Origin of the sequence: Hoyosella rhizosphaerae, assembly GCF_014643175.1 — a bacterium.
In the GTDB taxonomy this organism is placed as follows: domain Bacteria; phylum Actinomycetota; class Actinomycetes; order Mycobacteriales; family Mycobacteriaceae; genus Lolliginicoccus; species Lolliginicoccus rhizosphaerae.
On the sequence record NZ_BMJH01000002.1, the window covers coordinates 37,519 to 49,656 of the forward strand.

11 protein-coding genes are annotated in these 12,138 nt (G+C 58.2%); 6 read left to right on the forward strand and 5 right to left on the reverse strand.

What is annotated here, in order from left to right:
* Window positions 1–39 precede the first annotated feature (39 nt).
* Together IEW73_RS08360 and IEW73_RS08365 are read left to right on the forward strand one after the other, a co-directional pair.
* Window positions 40–987 carry a phosphatase PAP2 family protein gene (locus IEW73_RS08360; protein WP_188673261.1) on the forward strand — a complete coding sequence of 316 codons (948 nt, stop codon included), beginning with the start codon at window positions 40–42 and terminating at the stop codon, window positions 985–987.
* Window positions 988–996: 9 nt separating this feature from the next.
* A complete protein-coding gene (locus IEW73_RS08365) occupies window positions 997–2,412 on the forward strand; it encodes an MFS transporter (protein WP_188673263.1) in 1,416 nt (471 codons plus the stop codon).
* Window positions 2,413–2,487: 75 nt separating this feature from the next.
* On the opposite strand, the gene IEW73_RS08370 is transcribed toward IEW73_RS08365, so the two are convergent.
* The 3 genes from IEW73_RS08370 to IEW73_RS08380 form a co-directional block, all read right to left on the reverse strand.
* Window positions 2,488–4,071, reverse strand: coding sequence for a BCCT family transporter (locus tag IEW73_RS08370; RefSeq protein WP_188673265.1), 1,584 nt, complete (start codon window positions 4,069–4,071; stop codon window positions 2,488–2,490).
* Window positions 4,072–4,184: 113 nt separating this feature from the next.
* Window positions 4,185–4,412, reverse strand: coding sequence for a hypothetical protein (locus tag IEW73_RS08375; protein ID WP_188673268.1), 228 nt, complete (start codon window positions 4,410–4,412; stop codon window positions 4,185–4,187).
* On the reverse strand, window positions 4,405–5,832 hold the full coding sequence (locus tag IEW73_RS08380) for a PspC domain-containing protein (protein WP_188673270.1): 1,428 nt from the start codon (window positions 5,830–5,832) through the stop codon (window positions 4,405–4,407). The genes IEW73_RS08375 and IEW73_RS08380 overlap by 8 nt, the downstream gene beginning before the upstream one ends.
* Before the next feature lie 111 nt (window positions 5,833–5,943).
* Between IEW73_RS08380 and IEW73_RS08385 the strand changes: the two genes are divergently transcribed.
* Both IEW73_RS08385 and IEW73_RS08390 read left to right on the forward strand, forming a co-directional pair.
* On the forward strand, window positions 5,944–7,158 hold the full coding sequence (locus IEW73_RS08385) for an ATP-binding protein (RefSeq protein ID WP_229675874.1): 1,215 nt from the start codon (window positions 5,944–5,946) through the stop codon (window positions 7,156–7,158).
* The gene (locus IEW73_RS08390) at window positions 7,155–7,796 is read left to right on the forward strand and encodes a response regulator (RefSeq protein WP_188673274.1); all 642 of its coding nucleotides are present in this window, start codon (window positions 7,155–7,157) and stop codon (window positions 7,794–7,796) included. Before IEW73_RS08385 ends, IEW73_RS08390 begins: the two co-directional genes overlap by 4 nt.
* An 8-nt stretch (window positions 7,797–7,804) precedes the next feature.
* Here IEW73_RS08390 and IEW73_RS08395 read toward each other — a convergent pair whose 3' ends face one another.
* A complete protein-coding gene (locus IEW73_RS08395) occupies window positions 7,805–9,034 on the reverse strand; it encodes a serine/threonine-protein kinase (protein WP_188673276.1) in 1,230 nt (409 codons plus the stop codon).
* 195 nt (window positions 9,035–9,229) lie between these two features.
* Between IEW73_RS08395 and imuA' the strand changes: the two genes are divergently transcribed.
* Both imuA' and IEW73_RS08405 read left to right on the forward strand, forming a co-directional pair.
* Window positions 9,230–9,997 (forward strand): DnaE2-dependent mutagenesis accessory factor ImuA', encoded by a 768-nt coding sequence (gene imuA', locus IEW73_RS08400; RefSeq protein WP_188673278.1) that lies wholly within the window; start codon window positions 9,230–9,232, stop codon window positions 9,995–9,997.
* Window positions 9,994–11,559, forward strand: a complete 1,566-nt coding sequence (locus IEW73_RS08405) for a DNA polymerase Y family protein (protein WP_188673280.1) — start codon at window positions 9,994–9,996, stop codon at window positions 11,557–11,559. The genes imuA' and IEW73_RS08405 overlap by 4 nt, the downstream gene beginning before the upstream one ends.
* A gap of 67 nt (window positions 11,560–11,626) precedes the next feature.
* On the opposite strand, the gene IEW73_RS08410 is transcribed toward IEW73_RS08405, so the two are convergent.
* Window positions 11,627–11,791: a hypothetical protein gene (locus IEW73_RS08410; protein WP_188673283.1), complete on the reverse strand. Its 165-nt coding sequence runs from the start codon at window positions 11,789–11,791 to the stop codon at window positions 11,627–11,629.
* Window positions 11,792–12,138: the final 347 nt, after the last annotated feature.

The window sequence follows — 12,138 nt, forward strand, 5'->3', positions numbered from 1 at the left end:
CGGACAACAGGTAGCTGGTGGTCGCGTTACTGTACTTCCATGTCAGTAACGTCTTCACCGGTACCAGCTTCGTCGGTGCGCCCAACCCGCAACCGTGATCTTGTTGGCCCGCCGATCACCACCTCCTCGCGATGGTGGCTGCTCGGCGGGTTGTCGTTTGTCGGTGTGGGCTTAACTTTTGCTGTTTTTGTGCTGACCACAGTGGGGCAGCAAATCGAAAACGCGGCACTGCGTGGAGCCGACCAAGTGGATGCGGCACTGGTGGCCGAATCCGATTCCGCACTTGATGCCATCACGATCACGTCGCTGGCTGTTGCGTCAGTGTTAGTAGTGCTGATCGCGATGGCGAGGAAGCGTGTTGATCTCGCCGTCGCAGCGGGAACCATCATCATCGTTTCGTCATTCATCACCCAGGTGCTGAAGAGATTTGTGCTGCAACGCCCCGAGTTGGTGGAGGTAGCCGGGCCGTATGTCAACAACAGCTTCCCAAGTGGCCACACCACTATCGCGATATCAGTGCTTTTTGCGCTACTCATTGTGGTGCCGTTCCGGTGGCGCGGACTCGCGATGTTCTTTTCAGCGTTCTACGCCGTAGCGATTGGCGCCCACACGCTCACGTCGAAGTGGCACCGATTCAGCGATGTGCTGGGCGCAAACCTCATCGCGTTGGGGGTGGCCTGTTTTGTCACAGCGGTGCTCGTGAAGCGTGGTGCCCTGATGCGCGTACCTTCTGGCAGATACCCGCTGCGCGTCATTTTTGTCGTCGTTCCGATACTGCTGTCAGCGGTTGCGACCACACTTATCGGAAGTGTGCTGATCACACTGAGCGACATCCCCGCAGTCGCTGACAGCACACTCGACTACAACATGTATTTGGCGCTCCACGCACTCGCGGCGGGGTGCTCAGGTGTTGTTGTGCTTATCTTCTGGTGGACGTGGCGACGAGTGGATGTCGCGGCGCATGCGCAAACCCGACAGACCACCTAAGCTCAGCACATGACAGCGAGCTCCGCCGACGGCGCACTTGACGCGCATGGTCGCTCTACAGATGAACTTGTAGGTTCTGCGTCGAAAACCCGACAGGTTATCTCCTGGGGATTATGGGACGCAGGCAACTCATCCTTCCATGCACTGGTCGTCACCTTTGTCTTCGCGGTGTATCTGGTAAACGCGGTCGGAGACGACATCACCGGGCCATTCAGCGCATCGACATGGCTAGCGTGGTCACTTGCACTCGGCGGCATTGTTATTGCGATCCTCGCACCGGTGACGGGGCAAAGGTCCGACGCGGCGGGTAAGCGTAAGAAAGCTCTAGCGGTGTTGACGATCGGCACCATCATCTGCATGTTTTTGATGTTCAACGTCAAATCGACGGACTCACCGCTCGTGCTGAACCTCGGCTTCGTCAGCTTTGAATCCCAGTTCGGGTATTTCTGGTTGGGGCTCGGTTTGCTTGCCCTCGCTGCGGCCTTTTCTGAATTGGCGAATGTGCCGTACAACGCCATGTTGCGACAGGTCTCCCGCCCCGACAATGTCGGACGCGTGTCGGGAATTGCGTGGTCTTTCGGCTACTTCGGTGGCATATTTTTGCTGCTGTTTTCCTTCTTCGGATTCATGGCCGGAGATGGCGACCAACGCGGTTTCCTAGGGTTGAGCACCGACGAGGGCTTCAACGTCCGCATGGTCGTGGTCATGGCTGCCGTGTGGTTTGCAATCCTGGCCATCCCGTTGTTCCTCGCCGTCCCTGAACTTCCGCGTGACCCGCGTGTAGACACGAAGATGACGTTCCGGAAGTCCTACGCCAAGGTGTTCCGCGACGTCCGGGTGCTGTACCGGGAAGATCGCCGCACACTGTGGTACCTCCTTGCCCAGGGTGTGTTCCGGGATGGGTTGTCCGGAGTGTTTGCCTTCGGCGCCATCCTTGCGGTCACCGTCTACGGAATCACCGAATCAGATGTATTGCTTTTCGGTGCTGCTGCGAACATTGTGGCCGGAATCGGTGCGGTGCTCGCGGGGTTCTTCGACGATCGTTTTGGCCCGAAGGCCGTCATTGTCACGGGGTTGTCGTCCATGATCGTGACCGGCGCGATCCTGCTAGTGGTGGATGGCCCGGCGATGTTCTGGGTGTTTGGGCTGATCTTGTGCTTCTGGGTAGGGCCCATTCAGTCGTCCGCACGAACATTCTTGGTTCGACTTACCCCTCCCGGTCGAGAAGGGGAGATGTTCGGCCTCTACTTGATGGTGGGACGCGCCGTGTCGTTCTTAACCCCAGCGTTGTTCGGGTTGTTCGTGTGGTTGTTCGCTGGTGACCGTTTTGGCATCTTAGGCATCATTTTGGTCCTCAGCGCTGGGCTCGCATTGCTACTAACGGTGCGTAAGCCTGATCAGTTGGGTGTGGGTTTGGCACGCTAGTTACGCTCGGGCGAAGGGGCCTACATTTCGACCTTTATCGGTGCGAAATGTAGGCCCCTTTCCGAGCTTTAAAACCTACTCGCGGGGACTCGCATGCATCTGCGAAACCCACTGACGCGTCCGCAGCGCAGGCGGCGGAGTGACATCGTGCCGCAATGCCCGCCACAAGTTGTACATCATGAGGAAAGCAATGATGAAGAACGGCAGACCGACCACAATAATCACCTGCTGGAGAGCATCGAGCCCACTACCTCCACCGACACTGAGAAGCGTCCCGGCAATGACTCCTGTGGTGATCGCCCAGAAAACACGTTGGCGGACAGGCCCTGTTTCGTCTTCCCCGGTGCACAACATGTCCGTGACGAGGGACGCGGAGTCCATCGAGGTTGTAAAGAAAATCACCACAATAATGATGGCGAACAACGACATTGCGGTGGCAAACGGATAGTTCTGCAGGAAGGCGAACAATGCGCCTGGGATGTCGCCCTGCTCAACTACTTCCTCGACAAGTCCGCCACCTCGATTGAATTCGATGTCGAACGATGCGAGTCCGAAAACTCCGAACCACAGGACGCTAAACGAGGTAGGCAGCATGAGAACGCCAAGGACGAACTGTCGAATAGTCCGCCCTTGTGAAATCCGGGCGATGAATATGCCGACGAACGGCGCCCAGGTTATGGTCCAGGCCCAATAGAACACTGTCCAGCCGCCTTGCCAACCGGTGTCGCCAAACGTGTCAGTCCAAAAGGCAAGTTCCACCAGTGAGCTGAGGTAAGTGCCGGTCGCTTCGATGGTGCCGCGGAGGAGGAACAGCGTCGGACCGACCACAATGACAAAAATAAGCAGCAAGATCGCCATGCTGATGTTGATATTCGACAGCCACTTAATGCCTTTATCAAGGCCCAGAGAAACGGAAATGACCGCGATTGTCGTAATTACGCCCAGGATCAGGAGTTGCGTAAAGATGTTCTCAGGTATTCCGATAAGGCGTGAAAGGCCACTGTTGACCTGCAGCGTGCCGAGGCCGATTGAAACGGATACACCAAAGATGGTGCCGACAACAGCAAGGATGTCGATGCTTCGGCCAATCGGCCCGTTGATGCGATCGCCAAGCATGGGATGGAAGATCGAACTCACGCGTAGAGGTAGTTTGCGTTTGAACCCAAAGTACGCAAACGCAAGTGCGGGAAGCGTGAAGATCGTCCAGGTGTGCAACGCAAAGTGATACATGGTGAATGTCAACGCTTCGCGGGCTGCGTCAGCTGTTTGAGGCTCAACATCACGCATTGGTGGGTTTGCGAAGTGGCTGATCGGTTCCGCTACACCCCAAAACATAAGAATTGTGCCGATGCCTGCCGCGAACAACATCGCAAACCACACGGGCGTGGAGTAGCGCGGTTGTTCGTCATCGTCCCCCAATCGCACAGAACCGAAGTGGCTTAGTGCCATCCAGAGCAGGAACAAAAGAAAAGTTGTTACCCCAAAGATGTAGAACCATCCGAGGTTGGTAAGAATCCAGTTGGAGGCGGCTTTGAATGCCCGTTCCACTGGTTGCGGAAGCATGATTGTTGTGGTGACAAAAGCTGCCAGGATCGCGGCTGATACGAAAAAAATAGTTGGGTTCGTTCGGAGGCCTAAAAGATCATGTAGCTTACGCATACTGACACCCTAGAGATCCCCTCTTAGCTCTGCATTCGCAAATGGTGCGCTAAGAGGGGATTTCACAGAGCCGTGACATTCAGCGTGACTACAACCACAGTTAACTTGCCGTTCTATTGTCGACGCGTCCTGTTTGGTGCGAATGTCAGAATTAGCCCAAGAGTGAGCGCCACGAAGATGAGGACCCACGGCAAGAAATGCAGTGAACTGGCCCCATTTCCTACATCAGCAATTCCCCAAACAGCGACCATGAGTGCGGCGATTCCGGCAATAAACAGTCCTGGCGAGAATCGGTATAGGGAAGGAACCTTGGATTCGGCCGGGCGGGTGGTGTCATTCATTTCGAGCCTCCACAGTTCCGATGGTGACGGATGCATCAATCGTGAGCACTGGTGCGTCAGCAGAATCGTCGACGACTACGAGACCTTCCGGCGGGCAGTCACTTTCGCCGAGTCGCACTTGGCATCGGGTGACAGTGTTCACCCCTTCTGGTAGGTAGATGACTAGTTCCCCCATGCCAGTGGTTGCGGTGACCGTGGCATCGTTGGTGAGTTCAAGGTCGCGCAGATCCAATGTTTGGGTGCCGATTCCGAGCCTGTAGTCAGTTGTCGGAGCTGCCAGGCTGGTGACTACATAGTTTCGTTCGCCGACCCCAGCTTGCATGGTGTCCCAGTTCACTGGTCCAACCGCAGTGGCCACAATGACAAACGCCGATAGTGGAATTGCGATGCCGAGGAGTCCGTACCCAGCATTGCGAAACGCCCCGATAATAAGACCAAGGCTAACGACGCCGAGTGCGATAGCTGCGATGCGTCCCGCAGTGAACCATTCGTTGCCAGTCCCGAACGCGATAGCCGCGAGGACTGAAGCAGTGGTCACAGCGACCCCGAGAGTGAGCGGTGTGATGCTGGACTTGCGTTGGACAGCCACGGCCGCGCGTGGCTCGTGCGGCGCCTGCGGCTCGGGTAAATCCCACGCGAAGGGCGCTACGCCGAGTGGATCCCAGCTTGGCGGTGTTGGTGCCTGCTCGTGGGTAGGGCTCTCGGCTGAGGCATTCTCGCCTTGGGCGCTCTGAACCGGTGCACTTCCCACTGAATCACTCCCACCTGGGTTCTTCTGCGCAGATGAAGTTTCCTGTCGCAATGGGGCGTACGGCGGTGTCCACTCTGGAGTGGGACCGTACTGAAACGGAACCTGCGCCGACGGGTAGCGGGGCGGCGGGGTGCCTGGCGGTGGATACCCAGGAGCCTGTAGGTAGCCGGGAGGTGCGGGGTATTCCCCAGCGATCGGGGGTGCCACAGGTTTAACCGCGAAAGCTGACGGCGGCAGCTGCGGCGCCGTGGGGTATCGCTGGTAGAGCAGCCACCAGCCAAGGAGCATCAAAGCAAGACTAACCACACCTGACCCGCTTAGTGATACACCTAGCGGTGTGAAGATGCTGGCGGTGATAGCGACTCCGGCGACAAGCATGAGAGATTGGCCTTGTGATTGGGACGACTGTCCACGACCAAGCAATGCTTCTCCACCGGAAACCGCATCAGTGTCCTGCGGCAGCATCAACCACGCCAGCAAGTAGAGCACGATCCCGGAGCCGCCGAAGATTGCGGCTACGACAAACGCGACACGCACCAGCGCTGGGTCGACGCGGTATCGGTGTGCAAACCCTGCGCACACCCCGGCGATTTTGCCTTCAACTGTGAGGCGTGCGGGCCGGGTCCGCCAAAGATCATGTAGTTGATCACCGAAGCTTGTTGTTGCCATACGACTATTTTCTTCTTCCGCAGCGCCGTGCACATCGGGTAAGTCCCTGATTTCAGGTCTCAGGGTCAATCCCTGATGTGCTGGGGGGAGTATTCGTGTCACGATCAACATGTGCCCCCGACACTGAACCCTGAGTCCACCACGCCGGTGCTGTTTCGGCGTGCGCACGGCCGCATTATCGGCGGGGTAGCTGGCGGGCTTGCGGACCACCTCGGCGTCGACGAGCAAAAAGTTCGTATCGCTTTCGTCTTACTGAGCGCTGCCGCCGGACTTGGCGTTGTGCTGTATGGGCTGCTGTGGGTGGTAACTCGGCCGGGCGGTGAAGACCGCGACATCAGTCCCACTGAGCGTCGTCGTGCCATGGGGCTCGCCACCATCGGTGGGGCATTCGCGATCATGGTTGGGATGCTGGCGAGCGGTCCCGTGGGTTCAGTGCTGGTGCCGATCCTGGTGGCCATCGCTGGCGCAGGTTTGGTGTGGCGGGAGTTCGATACAACAGCTCCTCGCGCATTGCTTGGTGTTCAGCACAAGCCTGGCGTATTGACGTGGGTGCGCGTTCTCGCTGGTGTGGCACTTGTCATCCTCGGTCTGGCAGTAATTTGGGTCGGCCAGGTCGACTTTGGTGCACTGCGTTCTTCGCTCATGGCGGTGGTGGTGACGCTGATTGGCGCCACCCTACTGACTGTGCCGATTTGGCTGCGTTTGTGGCAGGCGCTTAATGAGGAACGCGCCGCACGTATTCGCACCGAAGAGCGAGACGAAATTGCTTCACACTTGCACGATTCTGTCTTGCAGACGTTAGCGTTAATTCAAAAGCAAGCTGGTAATGCCCCTGAGGTGCAGCGTCTCGCGCGGAGTCAGGAACGCGAGTTGCGCCGTTGGCTCTTCAACTCGGAAAGCGAAGTGCATGCAAGTTTGGCGGCAGCACTGAAACACATTTCGGGACAAGTCGAAGACCACTACGGCATCACCATCGAAACGGTGACTGTGGGGGATGCGGTGTCAACGGAATCACCGGCTTACGGGGCTTTGCTCGGGGCGGTGCGTGAAGCGCTGATTAATGCAGCGAAACATTCAGGCGAATCTAATATCGACGTGTATTCCGAAGTGGAACCTGATCAGGTTAGTGTTTTCGTCCGCGACCGAGGAGTCGGCTTCGACGCCGAACAAGTGCCGTCAGACCGGCAGGGGCTAACGAAGTCCATTCGGCAACGCATTGAGCGGCGCGGTGGCACCGTTGATGTTCGCACTAAGGTAGGTAAAGGCACGGAGGTGCGTATTTTCGTCCCCCGTGATGACGGCGCCAATGTTGAAGGAGCGGAATGACATTTCGGGTTTTCCTCGTCGATGACCACGCTGTATTTCGTTCCGGGGTACGTGCTGAGCTATCAACACAGTCCGATATTGAGATTGTCGGCGAGGCTGGGACTGTCACTGATGCGGTAGCCGGTATCAATAGTGCAAAACCCGATGTGGTGCTACTTGACGTTCACATGCCGCATGGCGGTGGGGTGTCGGTTCTACGTGACATTCATGATGGTCCCGTGTGCCTAGCACTTAGCGTTTCTGACGCCGCAGAAGACGTCATTGCGGTAATCCGGGCAGGTGCCAGAGGCTATGTCACCAAAACTATTTCGGGTGCCGAATTAGCCGACGCGGTTCGACGCGTGGCGGGCGGAGATGCGGTATTTAGCCCACGCCTAGCTGGCTTTGTGCTCGACTCGTTTACCGGAAAATCGCCATTACCGGAACCACCGCTTGATCCTGAACTTGATTCACTGACACCCCGCGAACTTGAGGTGCTCAGATTGCTCGCACGAGGATATACGTACCGGGAAATAGCAGAGGAGCTGTTCATTTCCATCAAAACCGTAGAAACTCATGCGTCAAATGTTTTGCGGAAAACACAACAATCCAACCGGAACGCGCTCACACGGTGGGCTCACCGCCGCCACATCAGCTAGTTTCGGAGCTAAATCTGGCTGACGATTATCCCGATAATTATGGTTGCGCTGAGCCCAAGAGTAAGCAGCATCAACGCCACGATGAGGGATAGCTTGCGCGTGCTCATCAAATCGGCGAGTTCTTCGTCGTCATACTCCGTGTACACGACCACTTCGGGCTCAGGCACGAATGGTTGGGGCTTGAAACGTGGTTCGGGTGCGGGCGATCCAGTGGAATTTGACCACAGCGGAGCCGATTGTGGTGAACGGCGGGCAGACACGATGCTGCTCGGACGTGGCGCAACCCCTGTGCGTGACACATCGACTGCGCTGCGGCGCTGCCACGGCGGGGTTTCTCCTGGTGCGACCTGCAATGGGGCTGACAAGATGAACGCCACCCCGGAGTCTTCACCGGCGGCGATTCGGGCCAGCGCGTTGCGTGCAGCCACCATGGTGGGGCGTTCTGTGGCGTCAGCGGCGAGCATGCGTAGCACTACGTCCATGACGGGGTCATGACGGCGAGGTCGGCGAATCGTGCCGCTCACCGCGTGGTTGAGTTGTCCGACCAGGTCATCGCTGGGGCCGTACGGTGAGCAACCTTCGAGTGCGGCGTACAGTGTGGCGCCCAGAGAAAACACATCTGAGGCAGGGGAGGCGTCTTCGCCGCGAGCCACTTCAGGAGCCAAGAACCCGGGGGTCCCAATGACATTGAGGTGGCCGAATTCTGCGTCGGCTGGGTGCGCAAGCCCAAAGCCCGCGAGTTTCACTCGGCCGGGTGACCTCCCATTGGTGATCAGTACGTTTCCGGGCTGAATGTCGCGGTGCAGCAACCCTGCTCGGTGTGCGGTTTCGAGCGCGTCTGCCACCTGGGCGCCGAGTTGCGCCACCAACATAGGTGTGAGCCGGGTGCTTAATTCCAATGCTTGATTTAGCCCAACTGATGGCACGTATTCCATCACCATCCAGGGCTCGTCATTGTCCAACGCGACGTCGTACAGAGTGACGATGTTGGGGTGTGACAGTCGAGCGGCTGCGCTACCGTCACGCAATGCGCGGCGGCGAGCGGCGGCGACCATCTGGGGTGGAAGCCCCGGTATAGCCGCAGCTGGTTTCACCACTACGTCGCGTTCCAGTAGCTGATCCTTGGCGAGCCAAGGTGATGCAAGGCTGGACCCGCCCAGCCTGGAACGGAGGCGGTAGCGGCTAGCCACAAGGGAGCCGGATCCCGCGCCACGTCGAGCTTGTTCCAGGTTCGTCATTCTCCCGAAAGTAGTCTTCCGGGTTCAGGTTGCGAAGCGCCGGAGCCAAACTGTGACCAAGATAGTGCCACACCGTAATGGGTGGTGCTGAAACTTGTCGGACTGCTACGCTTAACTGCAGTGCATCGAACATATGTTCGATCAGGTTGTGCCTTCCCCGCGCCTGCCTATCACTGTGAATTGAAGGGGAGTGGCATGTCGTCGAATGCAGTAGCTGAATGGTCTCAGCGAGAGCGTGTGGAGCATCTAAGGCAACGCATTGCGGCGATACCGGGTCGGCCCTACGAAGGTCGAGAAGGGGGCGCTGAAGAGTGCGTTGACGTGCTTCCGGTTCCGGCACCATTGAAGTCTGTCCTGCCCTCCGGCGGAGTGGTTAAAGGCACGGTTTGCAGTGTTGCGGGATCAAGCTACATAGTGCTTGGCATTATCGCGGAGGTCACACAGTCCGGCGGATACGTCGCAATTGTGGGGTTGCCAAATTTGGGCTTAGCTGCCGCTGTGGACATGGGGGCAAACCTGCGAAGAGTCGCGGTTATCCCGGACCCTGGATCAGACCCGGTAGACGTAGCTGCCGTGCTGCTGGACGGAATGGATTTGGTGGTGCTGTCGCTACACGACACGCAAGTGCAGCCCTCGCGAGCTAGGGCGGTTACTGCCCGTGTGCGTAACAAAAAGTCGGTGCTGCTTGTCGTGGGTGGCAGTTGGCCGGTGGTGCATATGCGTATCGAAGGGAATGTGCGCGCCCATGAGGGGCTTGAGCGAGGGCATGGGCGCATTCGCGGGATGAGCCTTTCCGTGCGTGCGAGCAGTCGTTCTGGGCGGCAACGCAGCGCCACTGTGAAGCTCTCGTGCCAGGGTGCGAGAGCCCAGCCTGATGGTGTGGTCCGCGGTGGGGGCCGCAATGGGGCCGCAGTGCAGTGGGGGTTGCATCCTGCAACACAGTTGCAGCAGGTAAGTGGATGATGTCGTCACATTCAAGGGTTGCCGCACTATGGTGCCCAGATTGGCCAGCCGTGGCGGCAACTATGGAAGCAGGCGTGCCACCCCATGAGCCCGTGGCGGTTTTTGCCGCCAACCGGGTTGTGGCGTGCAATGCCATCGCGCGGGCATGCGGTGTGCGCAGGGGACTGCGCCGTCGCGATGCGCAATCGCGGTGCACTGAACTTCGGGTGTTTCACAATGATGTAGACCGTGATGCGCGCAGATTTGATGCCGTCATTGTTGCGCTCGATGCGGTCGCCGCACACACGGAGCTACTCCGCCCCGGCCTTGCGTTGCTCCCAGTGAAGGGGCTTGCCCGCTACCACGGCGGCGAATCGGCAGCCGCAGAAATCCTCATTGATGCGGTGGCTGAGGTTGGGCAAGAATGCCAGATCGGTATTGCGGATCAGATATTCACCGCCGCGATAGCTGCTCGATATGGACATATCGTTCCGCCCGGAACTGACGCACAATACCTAGCACCAAGGCGCATAGCGGAACTTGCCGCAGAACCATCCCTAGCTGGGGGCGAACGTGCTGAACTCACCACGCTTCTGCACCGCCTCGGTGTGCGCACTATAGGGCAGTTCGCTGCCATTTCCCCACGTCACATAGCCTCCCGCTTCGGGAACGATGCAGTATGTGCACACCGTCGAGCACGTGGGGAGCCGGACCGGCCGCCGTCAGGGCAACCGCTACCGCCGAACCTGGATGTTGAACACCATTGCGAACCAACCATTGAACGAATCGATATGGCCGCATTTGCAGGGAGGGCGATAGCGGCAAATCTGCACGACATTCTCGTCCGCGCGGGGGTTGCTTGCACCAAACTTGCTATCCATGCGCGCACCGAACACGGTGAAGAGCACACGCGGGTTTGGCGTTGTTCTGAGCCGTTAACGGCGACGAGCACAGCGGATCGGATCCGCTGGCAACTCGATGGGTGGCTTACCTCAAGATCGGCTAAGGCGCCTACGGCAGGAATCGCGAACATCCGGTTGGAACCGCTCGAAGTCGTTGCTGCGGGCGAGCTGCAACTTGGCTTGTGGGGAGAAGTTGGCGAATCCGAGGAGCGGGCGCATCGCGCTCTCACTCGCGTGCAAGGTCTTCTTGGCGGTGATGCGGTCCTCGTGGCCACACCTGGCGGTGGGCGTAACCTCGCAACTCGACTGCAGTACACCACTCATAGCGATGAACCGGTCGCGCAAACTACCCTCCATCAGCCGTGGCCTGGGCAGATGTTGCCGCCATTGCCGTCCTGGATTCCGCTCAAGCAGCCCGATGCGCACCTCCATTGCGAGCAGGGGCGCGAAATATATGTGACGGGGCGAGGTTTTTTATCCGGAGAGCCTCACACTGTGGCATGGGGTGGTGAGAGTCATGCGGTGGTTGGCTGGTCGGGGCCGTGGTGTGTTGATGACGCATGGTGGGACCATGCTGCTGCGCAGCGATCCGCACGCATACAAGTGCTCACCAGAGCGGGGAAAGCCCTCTTGCTCGCTAGCACTGAACAACTCTGGCGAGTGGAGGGGATCTGGGAATAGCGCAAACGCCACACCGCGGTGTCCGTGCGGTGTGGCACTTGGGGGCGTGCATTAAGCGCGAGTGGGGTTAGGGAATGTTCGGGAAAAGCTCGAGGGCCTGCAGTACGATCCCCAGATTGTTCAGAACCCACTCGCGGGCAATGGCATCAATCTGTTCGAGTTGAGGAATCACGTAGAGCTCCTTCCTTGTGGTCAAATCAACGACACCAGTATGTTCCTGATGGGGAATCATGTCTATAGAATTGCGAAACTGTCCAAAATGAGAAGAATGGTCCAATTGGTGGCAGGGTGACCCCAGTGGTGTTATTGGCATTTCTTTTAATGTAAAAGTTGCTAAAGCGTCGAAATTGCAATTGTTGCACTTGGGAAATTGAAAACAGGCCGGGGCCTTCCCTGCTTGGGGTGCCTCCGCCTTGGGTCTCCCTGTCTTGGAGTCTTCGTGTCTTGGGGCCTCCCGCTATCGACATAATCGAACATATGTTCTAATATTTGGTTTGTGTGAGGCGCCTTCCCCGCCGCACCGCAGCTACCGGTGGGCCGCTACTGGTGGGTGGGTAAGGACCGGTGATGGCATGGCGT